The organism is Streptomyces sp. NPDC111744 (assembly GCF_055634995.1).
On record NZ_JBVKCG010000001.1, the window covers coordinates 718,405 to 739,733 of the forward strand.

Here is a 21,329-nt window from a genome sequence, read left to right on the forward strand (position 1 = left end):
GTACGTCGTCCCCGTTCCGATGATCTGATATACGGTGCGGCCCAGACTACGAGATGCGCGAACGGGGGACGGTCACGTGGGCAAAGGCAAGAGCGACCTCGCGATACCGCTGAGCGAGCTGGAGGACTACGGCCGCCAGCTGCGCTCCATCAAGGAACGTCTCAACCACACCAAGAAGATGTTCGAGTCCTACCGGGACGACGTCGGCAGCGGCACGGTCTACGACGCCCTCGACGACTTCGAGTCCAACTGGCACGACGGCCGCGAGGACATCACCAAGCAGATCGACTCGCTCGCCGACATGTCCGACACCGTCGTCCGCGAGTTCAAGAAACTGGACGACGACCTCGCGAAGAAGGCGAAGGACGCGGTTCGGCCGGAGGAACAGCAGCAGGGTGGTGGCGGGGCGAAGGCGGAGTAGTCCGCGCGCTCCGGGAACAGGGCACTTGAGCGTGCTGCTGTCGCCCCCGCGGAGAGGCGCACGCTCCGCGCGGCTGCTCGCGGCCGGGCAACTGCGCGGGTGGGGGCTGCCGTTGGACGACGCGGCGCATGTCGTCGCCGAACCGGCCGCCACCGCGGCGACGCACGGCCGGGTTTCGGGGCGTGGATTCCGGCTGCCGATGTACGTCGCCGGGGCACGGTCCGAATCAAGGTGACCGACACCTGAGGGGAGGAGCACCCCCGGCCACGGCTCCCGGCACCGGACGGGCGGGTGATCGTGGAGGGCCGGCGAACCGCTGGGGCGTCGTCCCCGGTCCTCATCCGCGCAGGACCGTACGGGCCGAACCCGCCTGAGCCCCAGCCTGTGGCGCAGGCAGTACGGGGACTGGACCAAGGACGAGATGAACGCCCTGGAGGCCACGGCCGTGCTGCGATGCGGTCGCCATGGACACCCTGTGGAACGGGACGTTCGGCTACGAGCCCGGCACCCTCGCCACCTGGGCCCGGCTGGCGGCCCGGAGCGCGACGATCGCGGATGTCGGCGCCCATGTCGGCTATTTCTCGATGATCGCCGCGCACGCCAACCCGAAGGCGAAGGTGCACTCCTTCGAACCCGTCGACCAGATTCACTCGCGGCTGTCCGTGAACGTCCGCTCGAACGGCGTCCAGAACGTCAAGCTCCACCAGGCCGGCGTCTCCAGCGAGCCCGGCTGGGCCGACATCAGTGTCCGGTTCTCAGGGAACCTGCTGTCCACCGGTTCGACCCTGGAGGGCGCCGCACCCGACGCCCAGCTCAAGCGCATCCAGCTCGTGACGCTCGACGAGGTGTTCGCCGACACCAAGCTGGACCTCGTCAAGATCGACGTGGAGGGCCACGAGATGTCGGTGCTGCGCGGGGCCCGCCAGGTGCTCAAGCGCGACCGGCCGACCCTGGTCCTGGAGGCCCTGGTCGACGCCTCCCTCGACGAGCTCTTCGCCGAGTTCGAACCGCTGGGCTACGACGCCCACTGGATCACCGAGGCCGACGGCACGCCGGTGCACTGGCGCGAGCCCCGGCCCGCCCACACCCGGAACCTGCTCTTCGCCCCACGGGACTGAGGCTGTCCCCAGGACGTCATCGCGTGCGTGCGCCGCGACGTCACTCCCCGAAGCACGCCCCGCCCCTGTGGACCCGCCGGCTCTCCAGCGGGCCCAGGTAGGTCCCGGGCAGCCCGCCCGTGTCGATCAGCAGCCGCTGCACCACCACCGTGGGGTCCACCGCCCAGAACTTCAGGCGGTGAACCCCCGGGCCCACCGTGTGGCGGGTCGCCGTCCGGTTCACGTTGTCCGAGGTGTTGCGCGCCCACACCGCGTTCAGCAGGCCGTCGTCCGCGCCGGCCGTGATGTCCACCGGTACCGGTCCCGCGTCGTCGAACGACACCGCGTAGTGCAGCCCGGTCGTCGTCGGCAGTGCCGGATTCCGCGGGGACAGGTACGCCCACACCGTCACCTCCCCCGCCGACAGCAGGCTCACCTCGTACTCCAGCCGAGGCCACGCATCTCCCCAGCCCCCCGTCACCGGCCACGCCGTCATCCCGGCGCCCGTCCGGCCGATCCCCTCCAGCCGGCGCCAGCCGCCGACCGCACGGTCGTGGTGCTCCGCGTCGATCGCCACATACCCGCCCGCCTCGACGAAGCCCCGCAGCCCCCGTGCCGACGGCTTCTCCGCCACGCACGTCACCGTCACCGACTCCCCCGCCCCGCTCACCGTCAGCGATCCCGAGGACCGGCCGGCCTGTGCCCGCGACCAGTCCACCCGCACCTCCACCCGAACCTGCCGCGTCACCCGGCCCCGAGGACGGTCCACCGTCAGCCACGGCTCCGACGTCTCCACCCGGTAGTCGAAGGGCGTACGGCCCCTGTTGAACACCTCGACGTACTGCTGCGGCCGGGTCTGGTACGGGCTGAACGACGGCAGACTCGGCGCGTCCCCGTCCCCGTCCCCGTCCCCGTCCACCGACACCCCCAGCCCCGCCGCCTCCGGCACCTCGATCCGCCGCACCGCCGGGAACAGGACGTCCGGCAGGGCCACGTTGTCCTTCTCCGGCTGCTGCCAGGGCGCGTTGGGGCCGTACCGGTCCACATCCCCGTAGTCGATGTGCGGCTGGCTCTGGAAGCCCTGCCACTTGCCCCCCGCCACAGCGGAGTTGAAGCGGTCGGCCAGGGCGAAGTCCCGCAGCAGGCCCTGTTCCGCCGCCGCCGCACGGTCGTTGGTGGCCGCTCTGCCCTCGCGGGCGTAGCGCAGGTTCGTGAACTCGGCATCCCGCAGCGCGTACAGGTTCGCGGTCGCCGCCACCTCGTACCCGACCAGCTCGAACCACGCGTCCTGTACGGCCGCCGGCAGCCGGCGCCCGATCCGCGCCGCCCGCCTCCCCAGCTCCCGCCACTCCTCCGTGACCCGCTCCAGCTCACGGTGGCCGAAGGAGAACGGCGTCTGCTGGTCGTCGTACACCACCTGGCCGTCGTCCGCGAGCGTGATCCGGCGGTTCAGCAGCTCCGGTTTGCGGCGCGCCTGCAACCGGCCGTACAGCGCGAGCAGTTCGGCCACCTCCTGCGCCACGGACTCTCCGAAGTTCTGGCGTGCGTATCTCCGTTCCCACTCGCCCAACCGATCGATGTCCCAACGCTCCGGGTTCCAGGCGTAGTCGAGAAAGAACTCGGTCGGCAGTTCGTTGCCCTTCAGGTCACCCACGTTGGCCACCCACAGGCCGTGGTTGCCGTAGGCGTGCGCCTGGTGGAGCTGGTCCCAGACGTTGCGCAGGTTGGCCGTGTCGACCCACTTGTAGTTGCGGCCCGCGCCCACGTAGTCGAAGTGGTAGTACAGGCCGTATCCGCCGCTCCGGGGCTCGTCCGGGGACGGGTGCTTGCGGATGTTGCCCCAGTTGTCGTCGGTCAGGATCACGGTGACGTCGTCGGGCGCCCTCAGCCCCCGGTCCCAGTAGCGCTGCACCTCCTTGTAGAGCGTCCACACCTGGGGGGTCTCGGCAGCGGGCTTTCCGGTCACCTCCTCGATGATCTGCCGTTGTGCCGTGATGATCTCCTGCATCAGTCCGATGCCGTCGCCGTCGGGGAGGCTGGTGTCGCCGTTGCCGCGCATGCCGAGGGTGACCACGCCCTCGAAGCCCTGGTCGACCATCCGCTGGATGCCGGCTCGCCAGTACGCCTTGATCGCGGTCGAGTTACGGCGGTACGACCACTCGCCGGTGCCCCCGTAGGGGTCGTTTCCGCCTGCCGCGTGGCGGTTCCACTCCTCGATCCCCCGCATCATCGGCGCCTCATGAGACGTGCCCATGACAACGCCATACTCGGAAGCTCTGCGGTGGTTCTCCGGGTCGTCCTCCGCGAACGCCCGGCCCCACACCGCCGGCCAGAGGTAGTTGCCCTTCAGTCGGAGCAGTACCTCGAAGACACGGGCGTAGAAGTCCGCGTTGAAGCCGCCAGGGTAGCCGGGGGCCTTGCCCGGTCCGAAATATGCCGGGGCCCAGGTTCCGAGCGCCGGGTTCTCGTCGTTGATGAAGAAACCGCGGTACTTCACCGCCGGCGTGCCCTGGGTGTGGCGGCCCGGCAGCACCCACACCCGGTCGCGGTGGACCGGCGGAACATCGTCCCACCAGTGCCAGGGTGAGACCCCGATGCCGTACGAGACGTCGTACGCCCCGAAGATCGTGCCGCGCGGGTCGCTGCCCGCGATGACGAACGCGCTCTCGACGCCGGGGAGAGGACGGTCGACGACCGTCTGGAGCGAGGTCTCCCACCTGCCCCGTACGCCCGTCACGTCCAGCTTGCCGGACGCCACCAGGCCGTCGATCAGCGGACTGCGGCCGATCGTGCCGACGAGCACCACGTACCGGGCGATCGTCGCACCCGGACGTACGCCGGTCACGCGCTCGATGTCGTCACGGAGGTCGCCCGCCACCCGTACGACTCCGGGGTGATCCTCGGCGCTCACCACGACGGGGGCGCCGACCAGTGAGAACACCCCGCCGGTGAAGGAGATGTACGCGCCGGGGTCCGTGACCCGCGGAGCGCCGTCGCCGCCCGCCCACGCGAGACCCGACGACAGCACCGGTACGGCCGCGGCACCCGCGCCCAGCACAGCTCTGCGGCTCACAGACATGCCTCACCCCTCCACCCGAATTTGGTCAGCGGCATGACAAATGGTGGAGTGAGCGTCCCCCGGGAACCAGGGGTCGTACGCGCCGAATAGTTTCGAGGCGCCGACACACCGAAAGGCCCGTACGACCGAAGTCGTACGGGCCTTTCAGAGACTCACCGGGTCAGCCCTTGCGGGCCAAGATCACTTGTTGATCTTGGTGACCTGGCCGGCGCCCACCGTGCGACCACCCTCACGGATGGCGAACTTCAGGCCCTCCTCCATGGCGATGGGCTGGATCAGCTCCACCTTCATGTCGGTGTTGTCGCCCGGCATGACCATCTCGGTGCCCTCGGGGAGGGTCACGACGCCGGTCACGTCCGTGGTACGGAAGTAGAACTGCGGGCGGTAGTTGTTGAAGAACGGCGTGTGGCGGCCACCCTCGTCCTTGGACAGGATGTACGCCGTGGCCTCGAACTCCGTGTGCGGGGTGACCGAGCCGGGCTTGATGATGACCTGGCCGCGCTCGACGTCCTCGCGCTTGATGCCGCGGAGCAGCAGACCGACGTTCTCACCGGCCTGACCCTCGTCGAGCAGCTTGCGGAACATCTCGATACCGGTGACCGTGGTGGTGGTCTTCTCGGTCTTGATGCCGATGATGTCGACGGTCTCGTTGACCTTCAGGACACCACGCTCGATACGGCCGGTGACGACCGTACCGCGACCGGTGATCGTGAAGACGTCCTCGATGGGCATGAGGAACGGCTTGTCGACGTCACGCTCGGGCTCCGGGATGGACTCGTCGACGGCCTTCATCAGGTCGAGGACGGACTGGGTCCACTCGGCGTCGCCCTCCAGCGCCTTCAGCGCGGAGACCTTGACGACCGGCAGGTCGTCGCCCGGGAACTCGTACTCGGAGAGGAGCTCACGCACCTCGAGCTCGACGAGCTCCAGGATCTCCTCGTCGTCCACCATGTCCGCCTTGTTCAGGGCGACCACGATGTACGGCACGCCGACCTGGCGGGCCAGGAGCACGTGCTCCTTGGTCTGCGGCATCGGGCCGTCGGTGGCGGCGACGACGAGGATCGCACCGTCCATCTGCGCGGCACCGGTGATCATGTTCTTGATGTAGTCCGCGTGACCCGGGCAGTCGACGTGGGCGTAGTGACGGGTCTCCGTCTGGTACTCGACGTGCGCGATGGAGATGGTGATACCGCGCTGACGCTCCTCGGGCGCCTTGTCGATGTTGTCGAACGCGGTGGCCTCGTTCAGGTCCGGGTACGCGTCGTGCAGCACCTTGGTAATGGCGGCCGTGAGGGTCGTCTTACCGTGGTCGATGTGACCGATGGTGCCGATGTTGACGTGCGGCTTAGTCCGCTCGAACTTCGCCTTCGCCACTGGGGTCCTCCTGGGAGTGGTTCTGTACGCCTTGATTCGATCGGCGCCAGGTGATCTTTGCTGTTGGTTCCCGGGCCCCGGGTCATTCCGCCGCGAATGCGGAGGAACGACCCGTGAGGCTCCAGGGTCAAGCCTAAAGCGTCGTAGCGCGGTGCGTTACTCGCCCTTGGCCTTCGCGATGATCTCCTCGGCGACGTTCCGCGGAACCTCGGCGTAGGAGTCGAACTGCATGGAGTAGCTGGCCCGGCCGGACGTCTTGCTGCGCAGGTCGCCGACGTAACCGAACATCTCCGAGAGGGGCACGAGGCCCTTCACGACGCGGGCACCGGCCCGCTCCTCCATGGCCTGGATCTGGCCACGGCGGGAGTTGATGTCGCCGATGACCTCACCCATGTAGTCCTCGGGCGTGGTGACCTCGACGGCCATCATCGGCTCAAGGAGCACAGGGCTGGCCTTGCGCGCGGCCTCCTTGAAGGCCTGCGAACCGGCGATCTTGAACGCGAGCTCGGAGGAGTCGACCTCGTGGTAGGCACCGTCGAGAAGCGTGACGCGGACGCCCGTCATCTCGTATCCGGCGAGGATGCCGAACTGCATGGCCTCCTGCGCACCGGCGTCGACCGAAGGGATGTACTCCTTCGGGATACGACCACCGGTCACCTTGTTCACGAACTCGTACGAGGCGTCGCCGCCCTCGATGGGCTCGATCGCGATCTGCACCTTGGCGAACTGACCGGTACCACCGGTCTGCTTCTTGTGGGTGTAGTCCACGCGCTCGACGGCCTTGCGGATCGTCTCACGGTAGGCGACCTGCGGCTTGCCGACGTTGGCCTCGACCTTGAACTCACGGCGCATACGGTCGACCAGCACCTCGAGGTGCAGCTCGCCCATACCGCCGATGATGGTCTGGCCGGTCTCCTCGTCAGAGTGGACCTGGAACGACGGGTCCTCCTCGGCCAGGCGCTGGATCGCGACGCCGAGCTTCTCCTGGTCGCCCTTCGACTTGGGCTCGATGGCGACCTGGATGACCGGCGCCGGGAAGTCCATGGACTCCAGGATCACCGGCTGCTTGTCGTCGCACAGCGTCTCACCGGTCGTGGTCTGCTTCAGACCCATGACGGCGATGATGTCGCCGGCGCCCACCGACTCGATCTCCTCACGCTTGTTCGCGTGCATGCGGTAGATCTTGCCGATGCGCTCCTTCTTGCCCTTGACGGAGTTCAGCACGGCGGTGCCGGACTCCAGGCGGCCCGAGTAGACCCGGACGAAGGTGAGCTTGCCCAGGTGCGGGTCGCTCATGATCTTGAACGCGAGCGCGGACAGCGGCTCGTCGTCGGACGGCTTGCGCTTGACGACCACCTCGGCGTCCTTGACGTCGTGGCCCTCGATGGCCTCGACGTCCAGGGGGGAGGGGAGGTAGCGCACGACCGCGTCGAGCAGGGGCTGAACGCCCTTGTTCTTGAACGCGGTACCACAGAACACCGGGGTGACCGTGATGTCCTTGGACTTGCCGGACGCGATGGTGATACGACGGATCGCGGCGTACAGCTGCTCCTCGGAGGGCTCCTCGCCCTCCAGGTACAGCTCCATGATCTCTTCGTCGTTCTCGGCCACGGCCTCCAGAAGCTTGCCGCGGTACTCCTCGGCAGCCTCGGTGTGGGTGGCCGGGATGTCGACGACGTCGTACATCTCGCCCTTGGTGGCCTCGGCGGACCACACGAGGGCCTTCATGCGGACCAGGTCCACGACGCCCTGGAAGTCGGCCTCGGCACCGATCGGGAGCTGCATGACGATCGGCTGCGCGCCCAGACGGTCCTTGATCATGTCCACACAGCGGTGGAACTCGGCACCCGTCCGGTCGAGCTTGTTGACGAAGCAGATACGCGGCACGCCGTAGCGGTCCGCCTGACGCCACACGGTCTCGGACTGGGGCTCGACACCCGCGACGCCGTCGAACACCGTCACGGCACCGTCGAGCACGCGGAGCGAACGCTCCACCTCGACGGTGAAGTCGACGTGGCCCGGGGTGTCGATGATGTTGATCGTGTGGTCGACGTCTTCCAGCGACCAGTGACAGGTGGTGGCAGCAGAGGTGATCGTGATGCCACGCTCCTGCTCCTGCTCCATCCAGTCCATGGTGGCGGCGCCGTCGTGAACCTCGCCGATCTTGTACGACACACCGGTGTAGAACAGGATCCGCTCGGTGGTGGTCGTCTTGCCCGCGTCGATGTGGGCCATGATCCCGATGTTGCGGACCTTGGCCAGGTCAAGTGAAGTGGTAGCCATAAGGCTTCAGTCTTCTCTCGGTCTCGATGTGGGTAGCGACTACCAGCGGTAGTGCGCGAAGGCCTTGTTGGACTCGGCCATCTTGTGGGTGTCCTCGCGCTTCTTGACGGCCGCACCGAGGCCGTTCGAAGCGTCGAGAAGCTCGTTGAGCAGACGCTCGGTCATGGTCTTCTCGCGACGGGCGCGGGAGTAACCGACCAGCCAGCGCAGCGCCAGGGTGTTGGCACGGCCGGGCTTGACCTCGACCGGAACCTGGTAGGTGGCGCCACCGACACGGCGGGACTTCACCTCGAGCGTGGGCTTGATGTTCTCCAGCGCGCGCTTGAGCGTGATGACCGGGTCGTTGCTGGTCTTCTCGCGCAGGCCCTCCATGGCGCCGTACACGATGCGCTCGGCGGTGGAGCGCTTGCCGTTCAGCAGCACCTTGTTGATGAGCGAGGTGACAAGAGGAGAACCGTAGACCGGGTCGATGATGACCGGGCGCTTCGGGGCAGGGCCCTTACGAGGCATTCTTACTTCTCCTTCTTGGCGCCGTAGCGGCTGCGGGCCTGCTTGCGGTTCTTGACACCCTGGGTGTCGAGCGAGCCGCGGATGATCTTGTAGCGAACACCGGGCAGGTCCTTCACACGGCCGCCGCGCACGAGCACGATGGAGTGCTCCTGCAGGTTGTGTCCCTCACCCGGAATGTAAGCAGTGACCTCGATACCGCTGGTCAGACGCACACGCGCGACCTTACGCAGGGCCGAGTTCGGCTTCTTCGGGGTGGTCGTGAACACACGCGTGCAGACGCCACGACGCTGAGGGGAACCCTCGAGTGCGGGCGTCTTGTTCTTCTCGACCTTGTCCTGCCGGCCCTTGCGGACCAGCTGCTGGATCGTAGGCACTACTTCTCCGGTTTCTGTGTGCCGAATGGTGAAGCTAACCTGGAACATTCGCCGACCCACGCGGTCGGGTGTGTCGGATTCCGCGAACTCCTGCCGAACGGCAGAAGGGGGCGCGGATCGCGGTGGCCACTTCGTCACTCCGGTGCGGTTTGAAGGCACGCACGAGGGTCAGGGCACACCCCAGGCACAAGGTCTGAGCGTACCTAGCGCAATCACTCCGGTCAAAACAAAAGAAGCGGGACCGGCCGTGGAGGGGCTGAGCTGCGGTTTCGAGGCCGCCTTCCGGTGTACCACGAAGACGAACGAGACGCGAACGGAGAGCGGCGTGGGCCGTCGGCGGCCGGCGTCATGGCGCACGAGCCCCTCCTCCCTCCTGGCCGCGCCCCTCGCCCTTTACGGCGCGGCCGAGCTGACCGGCCGCCCGTTCGCCTCGGCGCATCGCCGCATCTTTTCCGGAGAGACATACGCAGCCGGGCCGCAAAGAGGTGAGCCGCAGCTGTCGAGCAGAGATAGCGCACGAATTCGGGAGATGGACGGAAGAATTGAGGACTTCCTGCACACCACCTCCGCACCCGAGCCCCCGGACGGACGGGTTTCCGGGCTTTCGCGAGGAGGCGCAGGACGGGGTTCGATGCGTGCGGCAAGCCGATGTGCCGACTCCCCACGGGACAGCCGATGACCAGGCAAGATGAGAGTCGGCCAGGCCTTACCGCATCGTATGCGCCGACTGGAGAGCGGCACGCGAAGAAAGGCTGCGTGCCTCCTTGTACTCACCCTCCAGAAAAACAATGAAATCCAGTTGACCGATCGTTCCACTTCCCCGTCCGCCTCGATGTCCCGTAACAGGCCATGCCTTTCGCATTGCCGTAGCCGATGAATTCACCGCTCAACAACTGAAGGGCGGCCACCCCGTACGCAACGGAATGGCCGCCCTTCAGGACGTCAGAACCACCTACTACTGGTTGTACGGACCGTAGTCGTAGTCCTCCAGCGGAACGGCCTGGCCGGAGCCCGTGCCGAACGGCGAGTAGTCGATGTCGTCGTAGCCGACAGCCGAGTACATCGCGGCCTTCGCCTCCTCGGTCGGCTCGACCCGGATGTTGCGGTAACGGGACAGACCCGTACCGGCCGGGATGAGCTTACCGATGATGACGTTCTCCTTGAGGCCGATGAGCGAGTCGGACTTGGCGTTGATCGCCGCGTCGGTGAGGACTCGCGTCGTCTCCTGGAAGGACGCCGCCGACAGCCAGGACTCCGTGGCCAGCGAGGCCTTGGTGATACCCATGAGCTGCGGACGACCGGAGGCCGGGTGACCGCCCTCCTGGACCACACGACGGTTCTCGTGCTCGAACTTCGAGCGCTCGACCAGCTCGCCGGGCAGCAGCTCGGCGTCGCCGGACTCGATGATCGTCACCCGGCGGAGCATCTGCCGGATGATGATCTCGATGTGCTTGTCGTGGATCGACACACCCTGCGAGTTGTAGACCTTCTGGACCTCGCCGACCAGGTGGACCTGGACGGCACGCTGGCCCAGGATGCGCAGCACGTCGTGCGGGTTGGTGGCACCCACGGTGAGCTTCTGGCCCACCTCGACGTGCTCGCCCTCGCTGACCAGGAGCCGGGCGCGCTTCGAGATCGGGAACGCCGTCTCGTCGCTGCCGTCGTCCGGGGTGATGACGATCTTCTTGGTCTTCTCGGTCTCCTCGATCCGCACGCGGCCCTGGGCCTCGGAGATCGGGGCGACACCCTTCGGGGTACGGGCCTCGAAGAGCTCGACGACACGCGGCAGACCCTGGGTGATGTCGTCACCGGCCACACCACCGGTGTGGAAGGTACGCATCGTCAGCTGGGTACCGGGCTCACCGATGGACTGGGCGGCGATGATGCCGACCGCCTCACCGATGTCGACCAGCTTGCCGGTGGCCAGCGAACGGCCGTAGCACATGGCGCAGGTGCCGACGGCGGACTCGCAGGTCAGGACCGAGCGGGTCTTGACCTCCGAGACACCACGGGCCACCAGCTCGTCGATGAGCACGTCACCGAGGTCGGTGCCGGCCGGGGCCAGGACCTGACCGTCGACCACGATGTCCTCGGCGAGGCAGCGCGCGTACACGGACGTCTCGACGTTCTCCGCCTTGCGCAGCACGCCGTCGGCGCCGACCTCCGCGATGTGGAGCTTGAGGCCGCGGTCGGTACCGCAGTCCTCCTCGCGGATGATGACGTCCTGGGATACGTCGACCAGACGACGGGTGAGGTAACCCGAGTCGGCGGTACGCAGGGCGGTGTCCGCGAGACCCTTACGGGCACCGTGCGTGGAGATGAAGTACTCCAACACGGACAGACCCTCACGGAAGGACGCCTTGATGGGACGCGGGATCGTCTCGTTCTTGGCGTTCGACACCAGACCACGCATACCGGCGATCTGACGCATCTGCATCATGTTGCCTCGTGCGCCCGAGTTCACCATCATGAAGATCGGGTTGGTCTTCGGGAAGTTCTCGTTCATGGCCTCGGCGACCTCGTTGGTCGCCTTGGTCCAGATCGCGATGAGCTCCTGGGTGCGCTCGTCCTTGGTGATCAGACCGCGCTCGTACTGCTTCTGGACCTTCTCGTCCTGCGCCTCGTAGCCCTTGACGATCTCCTTCTTCGCCTCGGGAACGACGACGTCGGAGATGGCCACGGTGACACCGGAACGGGTCGCCCAGTAGAAGCCGGCCGCCTTCAGGTTGTCGAGCGTCGCCGCCACGATGACCTTGGGGTAGCGCTCGGCGAGGTCGTTGACGATCTCGGAGAGCTGCTTCTTGCCGACCTCGTAGTCGACGAACGGGTAGTCCTCGGGCAGCAGCTCGTTGAAGAGCGCGCGGCCCAGGGTCGTACGCAGACGGAAGCTGTCGCCCGTCTGGTACTCCGGCTCGCCCTCCTCGACGGCCGGCGGGGTCCAGCCGCGCGGCGGGATGGTGCCCACCGGGAAGCGGATGTCGACCTTCGACTGGAGCGACAGGTCGCCCGCGTCGAACGCCATGATGGCCTCGGCCGAGGAGCCGAAGGACCGGCCCTCGCCCTTGACGTCCCGCATCTCGCTGTCGGTGGTGAGGAAGAACAGACCGAGGACCATGTCCTGGGTCGGCATCGTCACCGGACGGCCGTCGGCGGGCTTGAGGATGTTGTTCGAGGACAGCATCAGGATGCGGGCCTCGGCCTGCGCCTCCGCGGACAGCGGCAGGTGCACGGCCATCTGGTCACCGTCGAAGTCCGCGTTGAACGCGGTGCAGACGAGCGGGTGGATCTGGATGGCCTTGCCCTCGACCAGCTGCGGCTCGAAGGCCTGGATGCCGAGGCGGTGCAGGGTGGGCGCACGGTTCAGCAGCACCGGGTGCTCGGCGATGACCTCTTCGAGGACGTCGTACACGACGGTGCGGCCGCGCTCCACCATGCGCTTGGCACTCTTGATGTTCTGCGCGTGGTTCAGGTCGACCAGGCGCTTCATCACGAACGGCTTGAAGAGCTCCAGCGCCATCGCCTTCGGCAGACCGCACTGGTGCAGCTTCAGCTGCGGACCGACGACGATCACGGAACGCGCGGAGTAGTCCACACGCTTGCCGAGCAGGTTCTGACGGAATCGACCCTGCTTGCCCTTCAGCATGTCGCTGAGGGACTTCAGCGGGCGGTTACCGGGACCGGTGACCGGGCGGCCGCGACGGCCGTTGTCGAAGAGGGCGTCAACGGCCTCCTGAAGCATGCGCTTCTCGTTGTTGACGATGATCTCGGGCGCGCCGAGGTCGAGGAGCCTCTTCAGACGGTTGTTGCGGTTGATCACACGGCGGTACAGGTCGTTCAGGTCGGAGGTCGCGAAGCGGCCACCGTCCAGCTGCACCATCGGGCGAAGGTCCGGCGGGATGACCGGGACGCAGTCCAGGACCATGCCCTTGGGGCTGTTGGAGGTCTGCAGGAAGGCGGACACGACCTTCAGCCGCTTCAGGGCACGGGTCTTCTTCTGGCCCTTGCCGGTGCGGATGATCTCGCGGAGCTTCTCGGCCTCCTCGTCGAGGTCGAAGGACTCCAGGCGCTTCTGCAGCGCCGCGGCACCCATAGAACCGTCGAAGTAGGTGCCGAAGCGGTCCCGCAGCTCGCGGTAGAGCAGCTCGTCGCCCTCGAGGTCCTGGACCTTGAGGTTCTTGAAGCGGGTCCACACCTCGTCAAGGCGGTCGATCTCGCGCTGCGAACGGTCGCGCAGCTGCTTCATCTCACGCTCGGCACCCTCGCGCACCTTGCGGCGCACGTCGGCCTTGGCACCCTCGGCCTCCAGCTCGGCCAGGTCGGCCTCGAGCTTCTTGGCGCGGGCCTCCAGGTCGGCGTCCCGGCGGTTCTCGATCTGCTGGCGCTCGACCGAGACATGCGCCTCCAGGGAGGGCAGGTCGCGGGTACGGCGCTCCTCGTCGACGAACGTGATCATGTACGCCGCGAAGTAGATGACCTTCTCCAGGTCCTTCGGGGCGAGGTCGAGCAGGTAGCCCAGGCGCGACGGGACGCCCTTGAAGTACCAGATGTGGGTGACGGGGGCGGCGAGTTCGATGTGGCCCATCCGCTCACGGCGCACCTTGGCGCGGGTCACCTCGACGCCGCAGCGCTCACAGATGATGCCCTTGAAGCGGACACGCTTGTACTTGCCGCAGTAGCACTCCCAGTCCCGGGTCGGACCGAAGATCTTCTCGCAGAAGAGTCCGTCCTTCTCGGGCTTGAGCGTGCGGTAGTTGATCGTCTCGGGCTTCTTGACCTCGCCGTGGCTCCACTGACGGATGTCGTCAGCGGTGGCCAGGCCGATCCGGAGCTCGTCGAAGAAGTTGACGTCGAGCACTATGCGTCAATCCCTCTCAGGGTTGTGAGTCTTTGGTCTGATACGGGGGCCTGGGGGTCGGCGGGGGCCTCACACGGTGGTGGGGCCCCTACCGGACTCCCGTCAGACCTCTTCGACGCTGCTCGGCTCACGCCGGGACAGGTCGATGCCGAGCTCCTCCGCAGCGCGGAAGACGTCCTCGTCGGTGTCACGCATCTCGATGGACATACCGTCGCTGGACAGCACCTCCACGTTCAGGCAGAGCGACTGCATCTCCTTGATGAGGACCTTGAAGGACTCGGGGATGCCGGGCTCGGGGATGTTCTCGCCCTTGACGATGGCCTCGTAGACCTTCACGCGGCCGGTGACGTCGTCGGACTTGATGGTCAGCAGCTCCTGGAGGGCGTACGCGGCGCCGTAAGCCTCCAGCGCCCACACCTCCATCTCGCCGAACCGCTGGCCACCGAACTGGGCCTTACCACCCAGCGGCTGCTGGGTGATCATCGAGTAGGGACCGGTCGACCGGGCGTGCAGCTTGTCGTCGACCAGGTGGTGCAGCTTCAGGATGTACATGTAGCCGATGGAGATCGGGTCCGGGAACGGCTCACCGGAACGGCCGTCGAACAGCCGCGCCTTACCGGTCGGCTGCACCAGGCGGTCACCGTCGCGGTTCGGGATGGTGTGCTGGAGCAGACCCGCCAGCTCGTCCTCACGGGCACCGTCGAACACCGGGGTGGCGACGTTGGTGCGCGGGGCGACCTGGTCGGCACCGATGGCCTGGAGACGCTGGGCCCAGTCGTCGGCGAGACCGGAGACGTCCCAGCCGCGGCTGGCGAGCCAGCCGAGGTGGATCTCCAGGACCTGTCCCGGGTTCATTCGGGACGGGACACCCAGCGGGTTCAGGATGATGTCGACCGGGGTGCCGTCCTCCAGGAACGGCATGTCCTCGATCGGCAGGATCTTGGAGATGACACCCTTGTTGCCGTGCCGGCCGGCGAGCTTGTCACCGTCGGTGATCTTGCGCTTCTGCGCGACGTAGACGCGGACCAGCTGGTTCACGCCGGGCGGCAGCTCGTCGCCCTCCTCGCGGTCGAAGACGCGGACGCCGATGACCTTGCCGATCTCGCCGTGCGGGACCTTCAGCGAGGTGTCACGGACCTCACGGGCCTTCTCACCGAAGATCGCGCGCAGCAGGCGCTCCTCCGGCGTCAGCTCGGTCTCACCCTTGGGTGTGACCTTGCCGACGAGGATGTCACCGGCGACGACCTCGGCACCGATCCGGATGATGCCGCGCTCGTCGAGGTCGGCGAGGACCTCCTCGGAGACGTTCGGGATGTCCCGGGTGATCTCCTCGGGGCCGAGCTTGGTGTCACGGGCGTCGACCTCGTGCTCCTCGATGTGGATCGAGGAGAGGACGTCGTCCTGTACGAGGCGCTGCGAAAGGATGATCGCGTCCTCGTAGTTGTGACCCTCCCACGGCATGAACGCCACGAGCAGGTTCTTGCCGAGGGCCATCTCGCCGTTCTCGGTGGCCGGACCGTCGGCCAGGACCTGGCCCTCGATGATCCGGTCGCCCTCGTTGACGATGACCTTCTGGTTGACCGAGGTGCCCTGGTTGGAGCGGGCGAACTTGGCCAGGCGGTAGGTGATGTAGGTGCCGTCGTCGTTGGCGGTGGTGATGTAGTCGGCGGAGACCTCCTGGACCACACCCGCCTTCTCGGCCTTGACCACGTCACCGGCGTCGACGGCGGAGCGGTACTCCATGCCGGTGCCGACGAGCGGGGACTCGCTCTTGATGAGGGGCACGGCCTGGCGCATCATGTTCGCGCCCATGAGGGCACGGTTGGCGTCGTCGTGCTCCAGGAACGGGATCATGGCGGTCGCGACCGACACCATCTGGCGCGGCGAGACGTCCATGTAGTCCACGTCTTCACCGGCGACGTAGTCGACCTCGCCGCCACGGCGGCGGACCAGGACGCGGTTCTCGGAGAAGCGCATGTCGTCGTTGAGGCCGGCGTTGGCCTGCGCGATGACGAATCGGTCCTCTTCGTCGGCGGTCAGGTAGTCCACCTCGTCGGTGACCTGGCCGTCGACGACCTTGCGGTACGGGGTCTCGACGAAACCGAACGCGTTGACGCGACCGTAGGAGGCGAGCGAGCCGATCAGACCGATGTTCGGGCCTTCGGGCGTCTCGATCGGGCACATACGGCCGTAGTGCGACGGGTGCACGTCACGGACCTCGAAGCCGGCCCGCTCACGGGAGAGACCACCCGGGCCAAGAGCCGACAGACGGCGCTTGTGGGTGAGACCCGACAGCGGGTTGTTCTGGTCCATGAACTGGGACAGCTGGCTGGTGCCGAAGAACTCCTTGATGGAGGCGACGACCGGCCGGATGTTGATCAGGGTCTGCGGCGTGATCGCCTCGACGTCCTGGGTGGTCATGCGCTCACGGACGACGCGCTCCATACGGGCCAGACCCGTGCGGACCTGGTTCTGGATGAGCTCGCCGACGCTGCGCAGACGACGGTTGCCGAAGTGGTCGATGTCGTCGGTCTCGACGACGATCGAGCCACCGCTGTCGCCGACCGTCTCGGTCTCGCCCGCGTGGAGCTTCACCAGGTACTTGATCGTCGAGATGATGTCCTCGACGGTCAGGATGCCGGCGTCCAGCGGGGCGTCCGCGCCCAGCTTCTTGTTGACCTTGTAGCGGCCGACCTTGGCGAGGTCGTAGCGCTTCGGGTTGAAGTACAGGTTCTCCAGGAGCGTCTGCGCGGCCTCGCGCGTGGGGGGCTCGCCCGGACGCAGCTTGCGGTAGATGTCGAGCAGCGCGTCGTCCTGGCCCTGGGTGTGGTCCTTCTCCAGGGTGGCGCGCATGGACTCGTACTCGCCGAACTCCTCGAGGATCTGCTCGGTCGTCCAGCCGAGCGCCTTGAGCAGCACGGTGACCGACTGCTTGCGCTTGCGGTCGATACGGACACCGACCATGTCGCGCTTGTCGATCTCCATCTCCAGCCAGGCACCCCGGGACGGGATGATCTTGGCGGAGAAGATGTCCTTGTCGGACGTCTTGTCGATCGAGGAGTCGAAGTAGACGCCGGGCGAACGGACCAGCTGCGACACCACGACACGCTCGGTGCCGTTGATGACGAAGGTGCCCTTGTTCGTCATGAGCGGGAAGTCGCCCATGAAGACCGTCTGGGACTTGATCTCACCGGTCTCGTTGTTGGTGAACTCGGCCGTGACGAAGAGCGGGGCGGCGTACGTGAAGTCGCGCTCCTTGCACTCGTCGATGCTGTTCTTCGGCGGTTCGAAACGGTGGTCGCGGAACGTCAGCGACATCGACCCGGAGAAGTCCTCGATCGGGGAGATCTCCTCGAAGATCTCCTCTAGACCGGACTTGGTGGGGACGTCCTGACCGGACTCCAGAGCCTCCTCGACCCGACTCTGCCAGGCGGTGTTGCCGAGCAGCCAGTCGAAGCTCTCGGTCTGCAGCGCGAGCAGGTTGGGAACCTCGAGAGGCTCCTTGATCTTTGCAAAGGAGATGCGCAGCGGGGCGGTGCTGGCGCCGTTGTTCATATTCGCGTTCGAGGCAGTGCGCGAGGCGGCCAAGAGGGGGTCCTTCCGAGGGCTCGGACTCACTACGCGCTCCCCGGTCCCTTCCCGGACACAGAGACAGAAACCCCAGTTCAGAGGAGTTCGGTCGTCGGCATTCGGGTGAGGGCAGACCCCTGGTGACGGGCAGGGGGCAGCTAACAGGCAGCGCAAAGGGTCAGTGTAGCCACTTGGCACACTGATGTCCAGTCTCCATTTTCTGAGACCCTCGCCATCGTCAACGCCTGCGTCATGCCTGCCCTCAACGCACGTTGATACTGCCCTCTTCGTCGCCGATCCATGCCTCGGATTCGGACCCTTCTGGCGACGCGTCCTGAGAATTGCGCGCTGCGTGCGGTTCGTCAAGGCCCCCTTGCGCAAACCCGGTGCGCCAGGGACACGACGAAGATCACCATACCTCCCGCCGTGGCGGGTGCAAGGTAACCGTGGTCGGCCTCCCAGGAACGCCGAAGAGCGACCACCCGGATGGATGATCGCTCTTCGCGGTCCGCGCGTTACAGCCCCGGAGGACGTGTTTCAGCGCACAGAGGTCAGGTCGACCTCAGAGGCCTTACTTGACCTCGACGGAGGCGCCGGCGGCCTTGAGGGACTCGGCGGCCTTCTCGGCGGCGTCCTTGGCGACCTTCTCGAGGACGGGCTTCGGGGCGCCGTCCACGAGGTCCTTGGCCTCCTTCAGGCCGAGCGAGGTCAGCTCACGCACGACCTTGATGACCTGGATCTTCTTGTCGCCGGCGCCGGTGAGGATGACGTCGAACTCGTCCTTCTCCTCCTCGACCGGGGCGGCGGCGGCCGGACCGGCCGGGCCCGCGACGGCGACCGCGGCGGCGGCGGTGACGTCGAACTTCTCCTCGAACGCCTTCACGAACTCGGAGAGCTGGATGAGGGTCATGCCCTCGAACTCGGCGAGCAGTTCGTCCTGGGTGAGAGCCACGATGGCTTTCCTTCCACTAATTCGGCTGGTGCCGATGTACATGTCTGGCGGGCGTACGTTCGGCCCGCTACGACCTCTGCCTCAGGCGGGGAGCCTCAGGCGGCGGTCATTTCGGGAGCCGAATTACTCGGCACCGCCCTGCTCGTCCTGCTTGGCACGGAGCGCGTCCACGGTGCGGACGAGCTTCGAGGGAAGCGCCTGGAAGAGCTGAGCAGTCTGCGTCTGCTTGCCCTTCATGGCGCCCGCCAGCTTGGCGAGCAGAACCTCGCGGGACTCGAGGTCCGCAAGCTTCTTGATCTCGTCGGCGGACAGAGCCTTGCCGTCAAGGACGCCGCCCTTGATGACGAGGTTCGGGTTGTCCTTGGCGAAGTCACGAAGACCCTTCGCCGACACCACCGGGTCACCGGTGACGAAGGCGACCGCCGTCGGACCGTTGAACAGGTCGTCGAGCGTGGAGATCCCGGCCTCGTTGGCCGCAATCTTGGTCAGCGTGTTCTTCACCACGGCGTACTGGGCGTTCTCACCGAGCGAACGACGCAGCGTCTTGAGCTGCGCCACGGTGAGACCCCGGTACTCGGTCAGCACGGCGGCGTTCGAGCTGCGGAACTGCTCCGTCAGCTCGGCTACCGCGGCAGCCTTGTCGGGCCTTGCCATAGAGCGTCGGCCTCCTTCCGGGTGATGAGGACCGCTCAGAAGGGGCTGGGAAAACGAAACGCCCCGGCGCAGGCGCACGGGGCGTGGCTCGACCGAACACACACACACGTGAGCATGTGTCCCGGGAGCACTTCCACAGTCACCTGCGCGGGTCGTCCGCGGTTCAGCGGATCCTTCGGCCACCGCACACTCTTACGAGCAGACGGCAACGACCAGCGGTCTTTGGCTTCGCTAGGAGAGTACGGGACCGGTGCGCTGTCAAGCAAATCGGCTCCGCCCGGCGTTCGGGAGCGCTCAGGAGAGCGTGCCGCCCTGTTGCTTCAGCAGCGTCCTGAAGTCCTCGGTGTCGCCGGCCGGGGGCTGCTCGGCGGTGACCCGCACGCCGTAGTCGCTGTAGTAGGCGGTCTGGGTCATCGCGCCGTTCGCGGTGTCGGCCTTCTCGGTCTTCTTGACCAGCAGGTCCCTGTCGTCGACCCAGATGTCGACGGTCTCGGTGCCGACGCCGGCCTGGGTGAGCTGCTTCTGCAGCTCGCTCTCGCCGGCCAGGTCGGAGACGTGCACCGTGCCCGAGTAGTGGGTGGAGTGCACGCCGGAGACCTGCTCCTCGCCCATTGTCCGCACGTCCCCGGAGGCGAGCAGCAGCCGTACCGACTGGTTGGGCGTGGTGTTGCGCATCAGGTCGGTCATCATCGCGCCCGAGCCGCCGCCCAGGGTGGCGAGGTAGTCGTACGGGTACTTGATCCAGTGCTTGCCGCCCAGCTGCCGGGCGAAGGCGGGGCCGACCTTGGCGTAGTAGGCGTCCCGGAGGTAGCGGGTCTCCAGGGACGTGGAGTCGAGCCGGCGCATCAGGTCGGCGGTGGTGCCGCCGGTGTAAGTGATGGTGAGGGTGCCGGTGAGGCCGTCCGTCCAGCCGAGGGCGCCCTCGGCCTTCGTGGACATCAGGGAGCCCAGGGCCGTGGTGGAGCGAACCCGGACCGACCGGGCCTGGTGGGTGGACCGCTCGGCGGAACGCAGGGCGGCCAGGGAGCGGGCGTGGTGGGCGGCGGTGTCCTTGGGGTCCGGGCTTGACGGCGAGGTGCAGGCGGCCGCCCCGGTCAGCACGCTCGCCACCGCGATCACCAGGACCACCCGGCGCACACCCGACCTCGTCATCTCGGCCCACCCCCCGTACGAGTCCCGCACCCCCGACGCTAACCCAGGCCACTGACAGCCGTGGCGGAAGTCCCACCAAGGGCAGGCGAACGTCGCCCACCAAGGGCGGCCGCGAGCCGTCCCGCAAACGCAGGCGCGAACCGTCCCGTCAAGCGCAGGCCCGAACCGTCCCGAACCGGAAAACAGGGCGGGCCCCGCAACCCTCTCGGGTTGCGGGGCCCGCCCTGTTGCTGACGCGTCCCTGACGCGGCTGCCGGACCGAGCGCGGGGCTCAGACGGTGGCCGGGTCCTCCTCGGTGAGGAGGTTGCGCGTGCGGTTCGGGTCGACCGGGATGCCGGGGCCCATGGTGGTGCTGACCGCGGCCTTCTTGATGTAGCGGCCCTTGGCGGCGGACGGCTTCAGACGGAGGATCTCCTCCAGCGCGGCGCCGTAGTTCTCCACCAGCTTCTCGTCGTCGAAGGACGCCTTGCCGATGATGAAGTGCAGGTTCGAGTGCTTGTCGACGCGGAACTCGATCTTGCCGCCCTTGATCTCGGTCACGGCCTTGGCGGTGTCCGGGGTCACGGTGCCGGTCTTCGGGTTCGGCATCAGACCACGCGGGCCGAGGACACGGCCGAGGCGGCCGACCTTGCCCATGAGGTCCGGGGTGGCGACGACGGCGTCGAAGTCCAGACGGCCCTTCGCCACCTCGTCGATCAGCTCGTCGGCGCCGACGATGTCGGCGCCCGCGGCACGCGCGGCCTCGGCACGGTCACCGGTCGCGAAGACCAGGACCCGGGCGGTCTTGCCGGTGCCGTGCGGGAGGTTCACGGTGCCACGGACCATCTGGTCGGCCTTGCGCGGGTCGACACCCAGACGGAAGGCGACCTCGACGGTGCCGTCGAACTTGGAGGTGGAGGTCTCCTTGGCGAGACGGACGGCCTCGAGCGGGGCGTACAGCTTGTCCCGGTCGATCTTCTCGTCCGCAGCGCGAAGGGCCTTGCTGCGCTTGCTCACAACTTGCTCCT

At 67.1% G+C, this 21,329-nt stretch carries 14 protein-coding genes; 3 read left to right on the plus strand and 11 right to left on the minus strand.

The annotated features are described in order from the left end of the window. The first annotated feature begins 76 nt into the window (after window positions 1–76). From ACZ7OO_RS03420 to ACZ7OO_RS03430, 3 genes are all read left to right on the plus strand, one after another. Window positions 77–421, plus strand: a complete 345-nt coding sequence (locus tag ACZ7OO_RS03420; RefSeq protein ID WP_471500981.1) for a hypothetical protein — start codon at window positions 77–79, stop codon at window positions 419–421. Window positions 422–446: 25 nt separating this feature from the next. Beyond that, window positions 447–656, plus strand: coding sequence for a hypothetical protein (locus ACZ7OO_RS03425; RefSeq protein ID WP_471500983.1), 210 nt, complete (start codon window positions 447–449; stop codon window positions 654–656). A 229-nt stretch (window positions 657–885) separates the two neighbouring features. After that, a complete protein-coding gene (locus ACZ7OO_RS03430; RefSeq protein ID WP_471500985.1) occupies window positions 886–1,539 on the plus strand; it encodes an FkbM family methyltransferase in 654 nt (217 codons plus the stop codon). Between the two features lie 40 nt (window positions 1,540–1,579). Here ACZ7OO_RS03430 and ACZ7OO_RS03435 read toward each other — a convergent pair whose 3' ends face one another. The 11 genes from ACZ7OO_RS03435 to rplA form a co-directional block, all read right to left on the minus strand. Next, window positions 1,580–4,597 carry a glycosyl hydrolase 115 family protein gene (locus tag ACZ7OO_RS03435; protein ID WP_471500987.1) on the minus strand — a complete coding sequence of 1,006 codons (3,018 nt, stop codon included), beginning with the start codon at window positions 4,595–4,597 and terminating at the stop codon, window positions 1,580–1,582. Between the two features lie 180 nt (window positions 4,598–4,777). After that, complete coding sequence (tuf, locus tag ACZ7OO_RS03440) at window positions 4,778–5,971, minus strand: elongation factor Tu (protein WP_351693772.1); 1,194 nt, start codon at window positions 5,969–5,971, stop codon at window positions 4,778–4,780. A 156-nt stretch (window positions 5,972–6,127) separates the two neighbouring features. Continuing rightward, a complete protein-coding gene (gene fusA, locus ACZ7OO_RS03445; protein ID WP_471500989.1) occupies window positions 6,128–8,254 on the minus strand; it encodes an elongation factor G in 2,127 nt (708 codons plus the stop codon). A 39-nt stretch (window positions 8,255–8,293) separates the two neighbouring features. Beyond that, entirely contained in the window at window positions 8,294–8,764 is a 471-nt protein-coding gene (gene rpsG / locus ACZ7OO_RS03450) for a 30S ribosomal protein S7 (protein ID WP_007384059.1), read from the minus strand. Window positions 8,765–8,766: 2 nt separating this feature from the next. Continuing rightward, entirely contained in the window at window positions 8,767–9,138 is a 372-nt protein-coding gene (rpsL, locus tag ACZ7OO_RS03455; RefSeq protein ID WP_003948652.1) for a 30S ribosomal protein S12, read from the minus strand. A gap of 955 nt (window positions 9,139–10,093) precedes the next feature. Beyond that, entirely contained in the window at window positions 10,094–13,993 is a 3,900-nt protein-coding gene (locus tag ACZ7OO_RS03460; RefSeq protein WP_471500991.1) for a DNA-directed RNA polymerase subunit beta', read from the minus strand. Window positions 13,994–14,095: 102 nt separating this feature from the next. Continuing rightward, a complete protein-coding gene (gene rpoB / locus ACZ7OO_RS03465) occupies window positions 14,096–17,581 on the minus strand; it encodes a DNA-directed RNA polymerase subunit beta (RefSeq protein ID WP_471500993.1) in 3,486 nt (1,161 codons plus the stop codon). Between the two features lie 553 nt (window positions 17,582–18,134). Then, window positions 18,135–18,518, minus strand: a complete 384-nt coding sequence (rplL, locus tag ACZ7OO_RS03470; protein WP_471501249.1) for a 50S ribosomal protein L7/L12 — start codon at window positions 18,516–18,518, stop codon at window positions 18,135–18,137. Between the two features lie 120 nt (window positions 18,519–18,638). Further along, window positions 18,639–19,169 (minus strand): 50S ribosomal protein L10, encoded by a 531-nt coding sequence (rplJ, locus tag ACZ7OO_RS03475; RefSeq protein ID WP_362719901.1) that lies wholly within the window; start codon window positions 19,167–19,169, stop codon window positions 18,639–18,641. Between the two features lie 294 nt (window positions 19,170–19,463). After that, window positions 19,464–20,321 carry an SCO4651 family lipoprotein gene (locus tag ACZ7OO_RS03480; protein ID WP_471500995.1) on the minus strand — a complete coding sequence of 286 codons (858 nt, stop codon included), beginning with the start codon at window positions 20,319–20,321 and terminating at the stop codon, window positions 19,464–19,466. Window positions 20,322–20,592: 271 nt separating this feature from the next. Then, complete coding sequence (gene rplA / locus ACZ7OO_RS03485) at window positions 20,593–21,318, minus strand: 50S ribosomal protein L1 (RefSeq protein WP_471500997.1); 726 nt, start codon at window positions 21,316–21,318, stop codon at window positions 20,593–20,595. Window positions 21,319–21,329 lie beyond the last annotated feature (11 nt).

Coding starts and splice junctions, on each gene's coding strand:
- ACZ7OO_RS03430 (WP_471500985.1), top strand. CDS start 886: ATGGACACCCTGTGGAACGGGACGTTCGGCTACGAGCCCGGCACCCTC.
- ACZ7OO_RS03435 (WP_471500987.1), bottom strand. CDS start 4,597: ATGTCTGTGAGCCGCAGAGCTGTGCTGGGCGCGGGTGCCGCGGCCGTA.
- fusA (WP_471500989.1), bottom strand. CDS start 8,254: ATGGCTACCACTTCACTTGACCTGGCCAAGGTCCGCAACATCGGGATC.
- rpsG (WP_007384059.1), bottom strand. CDS start 8,764: ATGCCTCGTAAGGGCCCTGCCCCGAAGCGCCCGGTCATCATCGACCCG.
- rplJ (WP_362719901.1), bottom strand. CDS start 19,169: ATGGCAAGGCCCGACAAGGCTGCCGCGGTAGCCGAGCTGACGGAGCAG.
- ACZ7OO_RS03480 (WP_471500995.1), bottom strand. CDS start 20,321: ATGACGAGGTCGGGTGTGCGCCGGGTGGTCCTGGTGATCGCGGTGGCG.